12 protein-coding genes are annotated in these 13,855 nt (G+C 66.2%); 7 read left to right on the forward strand and 5 right to left on the reverse strand.

The window, feature by feature from the left end; genetic code table 11:
- From ACFQ50_RS07120 to pknB, 5 genes are read left to right on the forward strand one after another with little or no spacing between them, the layout of a single operon-like run.
- On the forward strand, positions 1–1,812 hold the full coding sequence (locus tag ACFQ50_RS07120) for a PP2C family protein-serine/threonine phosphatase (protein WP_377994828.1): 1,812 nt from the start codon (positions 1–3) through the stop codon (positions 1,810–1,812).
- Entirely contained in the window at positions 1,809–3,257 is a 1,449-nt protein-coding gene (locus ACFQ50_RS07125) for an FtsW/RodA/SpoVE family cell cycle protein (protein WP_377994829.1), read from the forward strand. The genes ACFQ50_RS07120 and ACFQ50_RS07125 overlap by 4 nt, the downstream gene beginning before the upstream one ends.
- Positions 3,254–4,708, forward strand: coding sequence for a peptidoglycan D,D-transpeptidase FtsI family protein (locus ACFQ50_RS07130; protein WP_377994830.1), 1,455 nt, complete (start codon positions 3,254–3,256; stop codon positions 4,706–4,708). The genes ACFQ50_RS07125 and ACFQ50_RS07130 overlap by 4 nt, the downstream gene beginning before the upstream one ends.
- Positions 4,705–6,543 carry a protein kinase gene (locus ACFQ50_RS07135; RefSeq protein ID WP_377994831.1) on the forward strand — a complete coding sequence of 613 codons (1,839 nt, stop codon included), beginning with the start codon at positions 4,705–4,707 and terminating at the stop codon, positions 6,541–6,543. The genes ACFQ50_RS07130 and ACFQ50_RS07135 overlap by 4 nt, the downstream gene beginning before the upstream one ends.
- Positions 6,544–6,546: 3 nt before the next feature.
- On the forward strand, positions 6,547–8,490 hold the full coding sequence (gene pknB / locus ACFQ50_RS07140) for a Stk1 family PASTA domain-containing Ser/Thr kinase (RefSeq protein WP_377994832.1): 1,944 nt from the start codon (positions 6,547–6,549) through the stop codon (positions 8,488–8,490).
- Between the two features lie 13 nt (positions 8,491–8,503).
- Here pknB and ACFQ50_RS07145 read toward each other — a convergent pair whose 3' ends face one another.
- Together ACFQ50_RS07145 and ACFQ50_RS07150 are read right to left on the reverse strand one after the other, a co-directional pair.
- Positions 8,504–9,145: an aminodeoxychorismate/anthranilate synthase component II gene (locus ACFQ50_RS07145; RefSeq protein WP_377994833.1), complete on the reverse strand. Its 642-nt coding sequence runs from the start codon at positions 9,143–9,145 to the stop codon at positions 8,504–8,506.
- 169 nt (positions 9,146–9,314) lie between these two features.
- Positions 9,315–10,115: a class E sortase gene (locus tag ACFQ50_RS07150; RefSeq protein ID WP_377994834.1), complete on the reverse strand. Its 801-nt coding sequence runs from the start codon at positions 10,113–10,115 to the stop codon at positions 9,315–9,317.
- A gap of 172 nt (positions 10,116–10,287) precedes the next feature.
- On the opposite strand from ACFQ50_RS07150, the gene ACFQ50_RS07155 reads away from it, so the two are divergent.
- Positions 10,288–10,539 carry a cell division protein CrgA gene (locus tag ACFQ50_RS07155; protein ID WP_377994835.1) on the forward strand — a complete coding sequence of 84 codons (252 nt, stop codon included), beginning with the start codon at positions 10,288–10,290 and terminating at the stop codon, positions 10,537–10,539.
- A 10-nt stretch (positions 10,540–10,549) separates the two neighbouring features.
- Entirely contained in the window at positions 10,550–11,146 is a 597-nt protein-coding gene (locus tag ACFQ50_RS07160) for a DNA-3-methyladenine glycosylase I (protein WP_377994836.1), read from the forward strand.
- A gap of 198 nt (positions 11,147–11,344) precedes the next feature.
- On the opposite strand, the gene ACFQ50_RS07165 is transcribed toward ACFQ50_RS07160, so the two are convergent.
- The 3 genes from ACFQ50_RS07165 to ACFQ50_RS07175 form a co-directional block, all read right to left on the reverse strand.
- The gene (locus ACFQ50_RS07165; RefSeq protein WP_377994837.1) at positions 11,345–11,812 is read right to left on the reverse strand and encodes a carboxymuconolactone decarboxylase family protein; all 468 of its coding nucleotides are present in this window, start codon (positions 11,810–11,812) and stop codon (positions 11,345–11,347) included.
- Positions 11,813–12,379: 567 nt separating this feature from the next.
- Positions 12,380–13,261 carry a rhomboid family intramembrane serine protease gene (locus ACFQ50_RS07170; RefSeq protein ID WP_377994838.1) on the reverse strand — a complete coding sequence of 294 codons (882 nt, stop codon included), beginning with the start codon at positions 13,259–13,261 and terminating at the stop codon, positions 12,380–12,382.
- Between the two features lie 4 nt (positions 13,262–13,265).
- Positions 13,266–13,811 carry a peptidylprolyl isomerase gene (locus ACFQ50_RS07175; RefSeq protein ID WP_377994839.1) on the reverse strand — a complete coding sequence of 182 codons (546 nt, stop codon included), beginning with the start codon at positions 13,809–13,811 and terminating at the stop codon, positions 13,266–13,268.
- Positions 13,812–13,855: the final 44 nt, after the last annotated feature.

Below are 13,855 nucleotides of genomic sequence, written 5' to 3' on the forward strand. Positions count from 1 at the left end.
ATGGCCGCTCCGGACATGCCCGCGGGCGAGGTGCCAGCCTCGCCTCGGCCCCTCATCCTGCGCTACTCGGCGCGCTCTGACGTTGGCCGCATCCGCGCGAAGAACGACGATTCCGCCTATGTCGGCCGGCACCTCGCCGTTGTGGCTGACGGCATGGGCGGACACGCCGGCGGCGATGTCGCTTCCGCCGCCACCGTCCTGGACATGATCCACCTGGACACCGACGATTACGACGACGACGCCGGCACCGTACTGGCCGACGAGATCCAGACCGCCAACTCGCTGCTCTCGGAACTCGTCCACATCAATCCCAAGCTGGCGGGCATGGGCACCACCGTGACCGCCCTGCTGCTGGCCGGGGGGAAGCTGCATTTCGCCCACATCGGTGATTCCCGCGCCTACCGGCTGCGCGACGGCGAGTTCGAACAGATCAGCGTGGACCACACGTTCGTCCAGCGCCTCATCGACGAAGGCCGGCTGCGCCCCGAAGAAGCGGAAACCCATCCGCACAAGAACGTCCTGATGCGCGTCCTCGGTGACGTCGATGCCAGCCCCGAGCTGGACCTCGCCACGATCGATGTGCAGCCCGGTGAGCGCTGGCTGCTCTGCTCCGACGGCCTGAACTATGTTGCCGGTCACGTCGTGGAGCGCACCGTGCGCGAAACGCCGGATCTCCGCGAATGCGTCGAGACGCTCGTAGACCTCACCCTGGAGGCGGGCGCACCAGACAACGTCACGGTTGTCATGGTGGAGATCGTGGAAGAAACGCCCGACGACGTCAGTACGGCCGCCGTCGACATCGTGCCCGGCGCCGGACAACCGGAAGCGATTACCGGAACGAAGGCAGCGGCCCCGGACGAAGCAACGGCTCCTGCCGCCCAGCCCGCCGCCGGGGCTCCTGCCGCCCAGCCCGCCGACTCGAAGCCCGCGGCTCCTCCCGCCCCGCCCGCCGCAGCACCCGCGTCCGCCGGCTCCCCGCCTGACCGGGCATCCGGGCCAGAGGGGGCGGAAGAGGGTGCCGGCAAGCCGTCCAACGAGCCGGCCACCAGCACCGATCCCCACCTGGGGGAACACCTTTCCGCCGAGGTGCTGCGTGAGGAGCTTTCCTCCCGGCCGCACATCCTCGTCGGCGCAGCCGTTGCTGCTGCCGAAACCGGCTCCATCCCCACCATTGCGGGCCGCACCGTCGCGCGCCGCGCGGCCACGGTCCTGACCCACAAGTCGGACCAGGCCCGCGAGGAGGCTGACGACTTCACGCCGGCCAGGCGTCCGCGCCGCTGGCTCACCCTGGGAATTGCGGGCGCCGCACTCCTGGTGCTCGCCGTCGGCCTCTGGCTCGGATACGCCTGGACCCAGACGCGCTACTACATCGGCGAATTCGACCAGCGGGTGGCCATCTTCAACGGGGTATCCCAGCGCCTCGGGCCCATACAGCTTTCCACCCTGGAGGCGGTCACGGACATCAAGATGGACTCGCTGCCCCAGTTCTCGCAGCAGCGGGTCCGCCAGACGGTCCCCGCGCGGGACCTCTACGATGCCCAGCGGATCGTCAAGAACCTGGAGCGCACAGGAAGCACGGCGCCTTCGGATGAGTGCCTGACGGCGTCACCCACCCCCACAGCTTCGGTCACGCCCACGGCCACCACGAAAGCCACGGGTACAGCAACGGCCAAGGCCTCCGCCACCCCGAAGCCAACAGCCACGGCGTCCCCTAAAGCGACCGCAACCGCCAAGCCGACGGCATCGCCGGCCGCAACAGCCGGCGCCTCGGCCGTACCCACCCCAACCGCAACCTGTGAGGGGGGCCAATGAGCCACGCCGACACCATGCCCAAACCCCGGCGCAACGTGGAACTGCTGTTGCTCGTGCTGGCCCTGTCGGTCAGCATCGGTGCCAACGCACTGATCAGCATCGATGAGCAGACGTCACTGGACACTGACTTCTGGTTCCAGTCCAGCCTGCTCGCCGTGGCATCGCTCGTGTTCCACGTCGTCCTCCGGCTCCGCGCCAAATATGCCGATCCGGTAATACTTCCGCTGGTCATCACCCTTAACGGCCTGGGCCTGGCGATGATCCACCGCCTCGACGCCCCGGGTGAGGACACCGGCAACAACCAGCTGCGCTGGACCGTCATCGCCATGGCTGTTGCCATCGCCGTGATCTGGTTCCTCAAGGACCACCGCGTCCTGCGCCGCTTCACGTACATTTCCCTGGCCGTCAGTGCCCTGCTCCTGATCCTGCCGCTGGTCCCCGGCATCTCCGCCGGCGAAATCCTCGGCGCCCGGGTCTGGATCCGGCTCGGTCCCATGACGTTCCAGCCGGGTGAGGTCGCCAAGATCACCCTCGCCATATTCTTTGCAGGCTATCTTTCCTCGAACCGCGACCTCATCATGCTGGCCGGACGCAAGATCGGCCCCATGCAGTTCCCGCGGTTCAAGGACATGGGGCCTATGATCACCGCCTGGCTCGTGAGCATCGGCGTGCTCATCTTCCAGCGCGACCTCGGATCGTCCGTGCTGTTCTTCGGCCTGTTCATCGTGATGATCTACGTGGCCACCAGCCGCATCAGCTGGGTGGTCATCGGCGTCGCCCTGATCCTCGGCGGCGGCTTCGTGGCGTCCAAGGTCTTCTCGCACGTTGCGCTGCGCATCGACAGCTGGCTCAATGCCTTCACCGAGGAAGTCTTCGGACGTTCCCCCGGCGGCAGCGGCCAGATCGTCGAAGGCCTGTTCGGCATGGCCAGCGGCGGGCTCGTGGGCACCGGCCTCGGACAGGGCCGGCCCAACCTGGTCCCGTTCGCCAACAGCGACATGATCATCGCCTCCTTCGGCGAGGAACTGGGCCTGATCGGCCTCTTCGCGATCGTGATGATGTACCTGCTGCTCTTCACCCGCGGTTTCCGCGCGGCCCTCGGCACCCGCGACGCCTTCGGCAAACTGCTCGCGTGCGGCCTGTCCTTCGCGGTGGCCCTGCAGTGCTTCGTGGTGATCGGCGGCGTCACGCGGCTGATCCCGCTCACCGGCCTCACCACGCCGTTCCTGGCCGCGGGTGGCTCCTCGCTGCTGGCCAACTGGATCATCGTGGGCCTGCTGCTGATGATCTCGCACACGGCCCGCGGCCCGGTGGACACCTCACCGATGCAGCCCGGCCGGACACCGGAGGCACAAAAGCCGGTGACCGCGGCAGGAAACCGGCAGGACCGTAACGCCACCCAGACTCTCCCGGACGCTCCCACCGAGGCGGTGAAACACCTGTGAACCAGGCCATTCGACATTCATGGATCGCCGCGATCGCCATGTTCGCCCTGATTTTCGGCGCGATCAGCTACGTCCAGGTGGTGGGCGCGGACGAACTCAAAGCCAACCCGTGGAACCGGCGGGCCATCCTGCAGAACTACTGCAATGACCGTGGGGCGATCCTGGTGGGCGGCTCTGCCATCGCCGAATCCGTCCCGGGCAATGAATCCTGCAAGTTCCAGCGCAAGTACAACCAGCCCGAGCTGTACGCCGGGCTGACCGGATACTTCTCCCGGAGCTACGGGGTCACCGGCCTCGAAGGCGCCATGGATGCCCAGCTGGCCGGAAGTTCGGACCAGCTGTTCTTCGACCGGATCGGGCAGCTCTTCCTGGGCAACCAGCCCAAGGGCGCGTCCGTCGAGCTGACCATTGACCCCAAGATCCAGAAACTGGCGTACGACCTCATTCCGGACGGCCAGCGGGGCTCGATCGTGGTGACCGATCCCAAGACGGGCAACATCCTGGCCATGGTCAGCAAGCCGTCCTACGATCCCAACCTCATCGCCACCCAGGACGTCGCCAAGGAACAGGCAGCCTACAACGAGGCCATCAAGGTCCCGGGCGTCAACCTGAACCCCTCGGTCAGCGGCCCCACCGGCGCCCTGCTGGCACCCGGCTCGGTGTTCAAGCTGGTGGACACGGCAGCAGCCCTGAACTCCGGCAAGTACAACGCCGACAGCGTGCTGCCCAACCCGGCCCAGATGAGCTTCCCGGGCATCGCGTACCAGCTGCCCAACTACGCCGGCGGCAACTGCTACACCCGGAACACGGCCAGCTTCGCGTTCGCGCTGCAGCAGTCCTGCAACACGCCCTTCGCCAGCATTGCCCGCGACCTCGGGGAAAATGCGATCGCCCAGCAGGCCAGCAAGTTCGGCTTCGGCCAGGAGCTCGGCGACCAGCTCAAGCTGGACTACGCCAAGAGCGTTTTCCCGTCGGATCTCGACGCCGCCGGACTGGCGCAGTCGGCCATCGGCCAGCGCGACGTCCGGGCTACGCCGCTCCAGATCGCACTGATGACCTCGGCGATTGCCAACAGCGGGGTGCAGATGGCTCCGAACCTCATCAAGGCAGTCCGTTCCCCGGACCTCAGGGTCATCGACGAACCCAAGCCGGTGGCTTTGCGGACCTCGACGACGCCGGAGATCGCCGGACAGATCACTGACTGGATGACCAGCGTGGTCAGCGAGGGCATCGCCTCCGGGGCCGGCGTCCCCGGTGTCCAGGTGGCCGGCAAGACCGGCACCGCAGAGCTCGGGAACGGCCTGAACAACTCTTGGTTTACGGGCTTCGCCCCGGCCAACGATCCGCAAGTCTCCGTCACCGTCGTCATGCAGGGCGTGGACATCACCACCGGAGCACAGCTAACCAGTCCGAACGCAAAGAAGATTTTTGAGGCGGTGTTGAATAAGTGAGGCCTACATCGGGAATCACCCTCGGCGGCAGATTCCAGTTGACCACGCGTATTGCGATCGGCGGCATGGGTGAAGTCTGGAAGGCCAAGGACCAGATCCTGGGCCGGATCGTGGCCATCAAGGTGCTCAAAGAGGAGTACACGGGCGACCCCGGCTTCCTCCAGCGGTTCCGCGCCGAAGCCCGCCACACCGCCCTCCTCAACCACGTGGGCATCGCCAACGTCTTCGACTACGGCGAGGAGGAAGGCTCCGCCTACCTGGTCATGGAGCTGGTCCCCGGCCAGCCGCTGAGCAGCATCATCGAGCACGAGCAGGTCCTCTCACCTGACCGCACGCTGTCCATCATGGCGCAGACGGCACGGGCCCTTTCCGTGGCCCACGCCCAAGGCCTGGTGCACCGTGACGTCAAGCCCGGAAACCTGCTGATCACCCCCGACGGGCGGGTCAAGGTCACCGACTTCGGCATCGCGCGCCTGGCGGACCAGGTGCCGCTGACCCAGACCGGCCAGGTCATGGGCACCGCGCAGTACCTTGCCCCCGAGCAGGCCACCGGCCAGACCGCCACCGGTGCGTCGGACATCTACTCTCTCGGCGTGATCGGCTACGAGTGCCTCACCGGACACCGGCCGTTCTCCGGGGAGTCCCAGATCGCCATCGCCTTGGCCCAGGTCAACGACGCGCCGCCACCCCTGCCGGAGTCGCTTCCCAAGCCGGTCCGTGCGCTCCTGATGTCCATGCTGGCCAAGGATCCAAAGAGCCGCCCGGCCAACGCCATCAAGCTGGCCGAGGCGGCAGAGGCCATCCGCAACGGTGACATCTCCGCGGCCCATGCCGCCGTCCCCGGCATGCTCCTGTACGAAGGCGGCACCGGCGCCATGACGGCACCGGTGAATATCGCCACCGCGCCGACCGGCGTGATCGGCTCGGAGAAGAACTCGACGACGGCCACTTCCGCGCTGCCCGTGCTGGGCGCAGCGGCGGCCGGTGCTGCGGCCGGCGGGGCGGCAGCAGCCGCCGGAGACCCGGATGCCGCGCCGACCCGGGCGGGAAGTACGCTCTCGCGTGCCGATGCCCTGGCCGCCGAACGCTCCTGGGACCAGGAACCGGAGCAGTACGACGACGAACCAGAGGATGAGCCCGAGCGGCGGAAGCGCAGCCCGTGGACCTGGCCGCTGATCGCCCTGATCCTACTGGTCCTGTTCGCTGTCGCCGGCATCCTGCTGAGCCAGGCAGGTTTCCTGTTCCCGGGCCAGAACCCTGCCGCCACCGCGTCGGGCACGCCCAGCCGCAGCGTGAGCACCAGTGCCACGCCCACGCCGACCCAGACGTCGGAAACCCCGACGCCGACCCCCACACCGACGCCCACGCAGACAACTCCCGAGGCCATCAACGTGATTCCGGAGGCGTACCTCGGCAAGCAGTTCAGCGAGGTACGCACCGAACTCATCGCTCTGGGCCTCAAGGTGGACGGCAAGGAAGTGTTTAACCCTGCCACTCCCGGCACGGTCACCGACCTCAACCCGTCGGGTCCGCTGCAGGCCGGCGACACCGTCACGGTCACCTACTCCAAGGGGCCCGAAAAGATCAAGGTTCCGGACATCAGCACGGGCAGCAGCGAAACCGAGGTGCAGTCAGCCATCGAGAAGGCCGGGCTGCGCTGGCAAAAGGGCGCCGACGAGGCCGGCGAACCGGGCCAGGAACCGGGAACGCTTGTCCGGACCGAGCCCGACAGCGGCCGGGAGGTCGACGCCGGGTCGGTCGTGACCTACCACCTTGCCGAGGCGCTGATTCCCACACCCACGCCAACTCCAAGCGGCTCGCCGACTGGAAGGTAAGCCGTGACCACGCCACGAACTCCGTCACACCGGGAAGACAACGTCCCGGTGACCAGTCAGCGCGTCCTGAACGGACGCTATGAACTCGGGGAACTCATCGGCCGCGGGGGCATGGCCGACGTGCACCGTGGCCTGGATAGCCGGCTGGGCCGGACGGTCGCCATCAAGCTGCTCCGCCCCGACCTGGCGCGCGACCCCCAGTTCCAGGCCAGGTTCAAGCGCGAGGCCCAGGCCGTCGCAGCCCTGAACCATCCGTCTATCGTGGCAATCTACGACACCGGCGAGCACACCGTGCCGGGCGACGGGCACGACCAGGTCCGCGTTCCCTACATAGTCATGGAGTTCGTGGCCGGCAAGACCCTCCGGGACCTGATCAGGGCCAGCGACATCACCATTGACCAAGCGGTGGAGTACACGCTGGGTGTCCTGTCGGCACTGGAGTACAGCCACAAGGCCGGAATCGTGCACCGGGACATCAAGCCGGCGAACGTGATGTACTGCGAGAACTCGGACATGGTCAAGGTCATGGACTTCGGCATTGCCCGCGCGGTTGCCGATTCCTCCGCGACGATGACCCAGACCCAGGCCGTGGTGGGCACCGCCCAGTACCTGTCGCCGGAGCAAGCGCGCGGCGAGGCCGTGGATGCCCGCAGCGATCTGTACTCGGCAGGCTGCCTGCTGTACGAAACGCTGACCGGCCGCCCGCCCTTCGTGGGTGAAAGCCCCGTGTCCGTGGCGTACCAGCATGTCCGCGAGAGGCCCGAACCGCCCAGCAATTTCAACCCTGATATTTCCGGGGCGCTGGACAGCGTGCTGGAAAAGGCGCTGCAGAAGAACCGGGCGGACCGTTTCCAGGACGCCGCGGCTTTCCGCCGTGCGCTGCGGGCCGCGAAGAACGGGATTGCCGTCCCCGCGTTGTCACCGAGCGAGGCTCCGACTGACCCCAATGACATCCCTGAGCCGCACCGCACGCCGCCGACGGAAGCGTTCTCCATGACCGGAGCCAGCTTCCTCGACGACGCTCCCGGTGGCCGCCTTCGGCGCACCCGGGACACCGATGATGATGGGTCCGTGCTGCCGGCTGAGGCCTCGGCCGTCTACGAGACGGCCGAGCACGACGAACTTCCGCTCGGGCTTCCCCGTGAACGGGAGCGATCCGGCCTACAGAAGTCCCGACGTCGGGCCTGGATCACGACGTTCGTGATCTTTACCCTCCTGGTGCTGGCCGGCGGCGGCCTGTGGTTCTATAACTTCCTCAACCAACCGCCTGCCGAACCGGCGCGCGTCGCGATTCCCTCGGTGGAGAAGCTGTCCGAATCAGAGGCGCTGCAGACGCTCTACGACGCGAAGCTGCGGCCACAGATCAAGCGGGTGCAGAACGACTCGATCGCCAAGGGCACAGCCATTGGCACCGCGCCGCCCGCGGGATCGTCGCTGGAACCGAACTCCGAAGTGGTCCTGAACATCTCGGCGGGCCCCAGTGCCGTCAAGATCCCGGAGACGCTGCCGGGACGGACGGAGGCGGCGGCCCGTGACATTTTGCGGCAGGCGGGACTGGTGGGCGCGCCGTCCACCACCATGGCCAACAGCGCCACTGTTCCGGCGGGCCTGGTGATCACCACCAAGCCGGCCCCGGGCCAGCAGGTGGCGGTGGGGAGCACTGTCGAGATCCTGGTTTCCACCGGCAAGGTGGCCATGCCCGAGCTTCGCGGCATGACCCGCGCCGAGGCCGAGGCGGCACTCAAGGAACTCGGCCTGGTTGCCGTCATCCGTGAGGTGGAGAACTCCCAGGTCCAGCCCGGCAAAGTGACCGGCCAGAGCGATCCGCTGAACTCGCTCGTGGAACAGGGCAAGGCCATCACCGTTACAGTGGCCACAGCCCCTGCGCCGGCCCCGGAGCCCACACCCACCCCGACGCCGACGGCGAGCCCCACCAAGGGCAAGTAGGGCCGGACCAGCCCTAGTGCTGGATAAGCGGGCTGAGCTTGGCTGCCCGCCCGGCCGCGCCCTTCATGCCCAGCGACTCGAGCCAGTTGCCCAGCATCTGGTAGCCGCCCTCGGTCAGGACGGACTCGGGGTGGAACTGGACACCGCACAGCGGCGCGGTGCGGTGCTGCAGCCCCATGATGACGCCACTGGCGGTTTCCGCGGTGATCTCCAGGATCTCCGGAATTGTGTCCCGGACGGCGGCCAGGGAGTGGTAGCGCGTGGCCGTCACGGGGGAGGGCAGGCCGGCAAAAACGCTGGCCCCGTTGTGCTGGACCAGCGACGTCTTGCCGTGCATGAGCTCGGGGGCGTGGGTCACCGTTCCGCCGTAGGCCTCCGCCAGGGCCTGGTGCCCGAGGCACACGCCGAACATCGGCTTTGTCTTCTCGCCGCACCACCGGATCAGCTCGATGCAGACTCCCGCTTCGGACGGCGAGCCCGGGCCGGGCGAGATGAGTACGCCGTCGCGCGTTTCTGCCATTTCGATCGCTTCGGCGAGGGTCACATCGTCGTTGCGGACCACTGTTGTCTCGGCGCCCAGCTCCTGGAGGTAGCCCACCAGGGTGTAGACGAAGCTGTCGTAGTTGTCCACGACGAGAATCTTTGCTGTGCTCATGGGTTTTTTGGCGCACCAATCGTTGAGTCGGTGAATTGGGTGAACTGGGACATCCAGGGGAAAAGGAACTCGACCATCAGGAACAGGGCACCGGCAACCAGCACCAGCGACGTGAGTACGCGGAGCCAAAGGGGGCCGGGGAGATGACGGAATATCCAGCCGTACATGCCTATGCTCCCCCTCGAGTGCGGGCCACCTGGGCTGCGATCTCGGCGGGCGGCCCCGCCGAGGCCGGCTGCCAGTGGTCCAGCACCGAGTAGGCGATGATCCGTTCCTCGGAGCCGAAGCGGGGGTTGCAGCTGGTCATGGTGAGAAGTCTTTCGGTGGGGCGCACTCCGGGCTGGTTGGGCACCGGCAGGAGGACATCGGCTTCAGTGGGCATGACGATGCGGTTGTTGCGGAAGACATAGACGTAGTAGCCGTCCCGCGTCTGGACGTAGATCTTGTCCCCGGGCACCAGCGTGTGGATGTTGTCCAGCACGGCGCCGTGCGTCTGGCGGTGGCCGGCCACGGCGAAGTTGCCTACCGCACCGGGCATGGAGGTGTTGCCGTAGTGCCCGAGGCCCAGGGTGTCCAGGACGTCCGCGCTGGTGCCTTCGACGATGGGCCGGGTGTAGTTCTCACCGAACCGGGGGATGTACATGATTCCGATGGTGCCGCCGTGCCCGGGGGCCTCTCCCACCACGGGCGCTCCGTAGTCCTTCGGGCCGGCAGCAGCGGTGCCGCCTGTGGCTGCCGGCGTGGGCGCGGGGGTCACGGGTCCGCCCAGGTCCCGGGCAAAGTCCTTGACCGCGGCGCTCTGCTTGGCATCGGACTCCACGTTGGTCCACCACAGCTGCCAGGCAACAAACAGCAGCAGCACTATGCCGGCGGTGATGAGCAGCTCGCCGAAGATCTGGACGGCCTTCCGCAGGATTACGACGCCGGTTGCCGGCTTGGCGGTGGCCGTCACCTTCTCCTGCACTACCAAGCGATCTCCTCCAAGGCGGTTGCGGGGCACCGGCGCGGACTGAACTACAGCTAGAATTGGCTGCTAGTAAGACTTCAGACCTGACCAAGAGTGTGCAGACCGCCGGCAATCCCCTTCCAGCAGGATATCAAGCCTCGGTCCCTCCTCTTGATTCAGCCGCCAAGGAGGACATGTGCCCGAGTCAAAGCCCCGCAAGAAGCCTGCCCGCCCCGCCGAGCCCGTTTCCACCGAGGCCTACAAGCCGAACCCCGTCTGGTTCAAGCCGGTCATGTTCGGCCTGATGATCATCGGCCTGCTCTGGATCATCACCTTCTACATCAGCCAGGGTGTGTTCCCCGTCGAGTCTTGGGGGTCCTGGAACATCATGGCCGGGTTCGGCATCGCAATCGTCGGCTTCCTGATGACCACGCGCTGGCGCTCCTGAGCCCGCGCCCATGACCGCAGAAGGCGTCATCATCGGCGACGATGGCCTGGCCCGTCCGCTGTGGGCTTCCACGGATCCCCTTCTGCGCGAGTACTACGACACCGAGTGGGGCCTGCCAGTCCGGGACGAGCAGGGCCTGTACGAGCGCATCAGCCTCGAAGCTTTCCAGGCTGGCCTGTCGTGGGCCACGATCCTGCGCAAACGGCCTGCCTTCCGTGCGGCCTTCGACAACTTCCGCCCCGAGACCGTGGCCGCCTTTACCGACGCCGACGTCGAGCGGCTGCTTCAGGACCCCGGCATCGTCCGCAATCGCCTTAAGATCCGTGCCGCGATCACCAACGCCAACGCCACCATCGCGCTGCGCGCCGAGGGCGGCCTCGTGGACTTCGTCTGGAAGTTCCAGCCGCCGGCGACCCCCGCCCCCGTCACCTACGCCGACGTGCCCACAACGTCCCCCGAGTCCATAGCCCTCTCCAAGGCACTGCGGAAGAAGGGCTTTGCCTTCGTGGGGCCCACCACCATGTTCGCCCTCATGGAGGCGATCGGAATGGTGGACACACACCTAGTGGACAGCCACCGGCGGGGAACGTCAGGCGTCTGGTCCTAACCGCTGCCGTCCCGGACCGGCCGGCCCACCGATGACCGGTCCACACATGTTGGTAAAGATATCCACAGTGTTGATAACTTCGCTGGCTGCGGCCCGGGGAAAGGGCACCGCGTCCCCGGTTGACGGCGCGAGAGGGCCGAAACTTGCATTTTCCAAGTTATTAACAGTTGTGGAAATGACTGTGGAAAACCCCGGCCGCTAGCCCTTTTCAGGCCGGACAGGGTGCTGGCTGGTGATGGAAACGCGGTTGAAGGCGTTCATCGCGATGGCCAGCCAGCTCACCGCTGAGTACTGCTCCTCGGTGAGGTGCTCCCGCGCGTAGGAGTCTTCCAGATCGCGTGTGCGGGCATCCGGGAGGACGGTGACGCTCTCGGCCAGGGCCAGCGCGGCACGCTCGTGGTCCTCGAACACCGCGGTGTCGCGCCATGCCGGCAGGACGGCCAGGCGTTGGGTGGATTCCCCGCCTTTGACGGCGTCCTTGACATGCATGTCGAGGCAATAGGCACAGCCGTTGATCTGCGATATCCGGACATTGAGTAGTTCGATCAGCTTCTCGTCCAGGCCGGTCTCAAGCATCGCTTCCTTGGCCTTTAGCCCGAGTCCGTTCAGTGCCCGCCAGGCTGCGGGGTGGTGCTTGTCCAGGAAGATGTGGTTGTGGGTACTCACGCCATAGAGACTACACGGGCGCGGTGTGGATACAGGGACGGTTATCCACTTAGCAACAGGCGACTACCCACAAGTTATCCACAGATGGGGAAAACTTGTGGGGATCGTTGGCAGGAACGGCAGAAACTAGGCGTTGCGGGGCCTCTGCGCCGTGGAATGACAGACCTGTGAGTTATTAACACTGTGAATAACCCTGTTGAAAGCACGCCAGCAAAGCGGGCCAACCGGCTTTCAGATGTCTGTCTAGGCCCAGAACACCCCACTGTGGTGAAATTTGGATGAAGTTGTCCACTTAACCACAGCGGCGGGCACCAAAGTTATCCACAGGTGTGGATGAAGCCGCGCACATTGTCCTTAACCGGCTCATCGGCCCGTCATCCCGGGGTCTGGCCGGTGACTTACACCTATGTAAGTTATTAACACTGTGGATAACCGCTGTGGAAAACCCACCGGCTCAGGTCCACGACGGAGGTGCACCGGCGGCCTGCGCACACAAAAATGCCCCCGCTTCGGAAAGCGGGGGCATGGGGGAGGGCTGGACCCGGCAGAGCTGCCGGAGCCCCAGCGTCAGGACGCCACGAGTACCCGGTACCAGGACGCCGCCACCAGCAGGGCCATCACGAGCGCCAGCCCGCCCGCCTGCAGGATGTTGCGTCGCGGGCCACGTGGGGCGTAGGCGATGGCAGCTGCGCACAGGGCGCCGGTGATGAAGCCGCCCAAGTGGGCCTGCCAGGCGATCTGCGGCACCATGAAGCCGATGACGCCGTTGATTGCGATCAGTACCCAGAGCTGTCTTGTCTCACCGCCACGGTGGCGCTGCACAACGAGCATGGCACCGAACAGCCCGAAGATCGCGCCGGAGGCGCCCACGAGTCCCACGGGCCCGCCCTCGGGCAGGATCGGTGTCAGCAGCAGGTATCCCACCGACCCGCCGATGGCGGACAGCAGGTACACAGCAAGGAAGCGGATCCGGCCCAGCAGCGGTTCCAGCGCCTGGCCGAAAATCCACAGGGTGTACATGTTCAGGACGATGTGGAGCAGGAAGCCCTGGGAATGCAGAAAGGCCGAGGTGAGCATGCGCCACGGCTGGAACACCCCGTACTCGGGCGTCGCATAAACCGATGCGTAGGCGAGGGTCCGGAACACCGCGTTTCCGGGAAGCAGCCACTGCAGAACAAAGAGCAGGACACACGCGGCGATGATCGCGTATGTCACCACAGGCTTGCCGGACGCGACGGCACCGCCGTAAACGGTCCGTGCTGTCGGCGTCGTACGCTTTGCCTCGTTGACGCAGTCAACACACTGGAATCCGACGGCGGCCGCGCGCTGGCACTCGGGGCATGCCGGCCGCCCGCAACGCTGGCAGCTGACATACGAGGGCCGGTCCGGGTGCCGGGGGCACACCGGTACCTGCGCTGACGGCTCCGCCGCCGGAGTTCCGTAGCTCATGTGGCTAGAGCTGCTCGATGTCGATGCTGTTGATGGTCACATCTTCAACCGGGCGGTCGCCCATGCCGGTGCGGACACCTTCAATGGCGTCCACAACCTTCTTGGATTCATCGTCAGCAACTTCACCGAAGATGCTGTGCTTGCCCTGCAGCCAGTCGGTGGGGATGGTGGTGATGAAGAACTGTGAACCGTTGGTTCCCTTGCCCATCTGGATGCCGGCGTTGGCCATGGCCAGCTTGTAGGGAGCGCTGAAGCTCAGCTCGGGGTGGATCTCGTCGTCGAAGCGGTAGCCCGGTCCGCCGGTGCCGCGGCCCAGCGGGTCGCCGGCCTGGATCATGAAGTCCTTGATGATGCGGTGGAAGATGGTGCCGTTGTAGAGCGGCGTGCCCGTCTTGTCCTCGCCGGTTTCCGGGTGGGTCCAGGCCTGTTCGCCGGTGGCCAGTCCGACGAAGTTCTTAACAGTCTTCGGCGCGTGGTTGCCGAAGAGGTTCACAACGATGTCGCCGAGGCTGGTGTGGATGGTTGCTTTTGCAGTTGCTGAGGCAGTCATACGGCCATTCTTTCACGGCGCGTCAACGCGAACCCGGGCGGAAA

Source organism: Arthrobacter sp. NPDC056493 (assembly GCF_042795115.1).
Classification (GTDB): domain Bacteria; phylum Actinomycetota; class Actinomycetes; order Actinomycetales; family Micrococcaceae; genus Arthrobacter.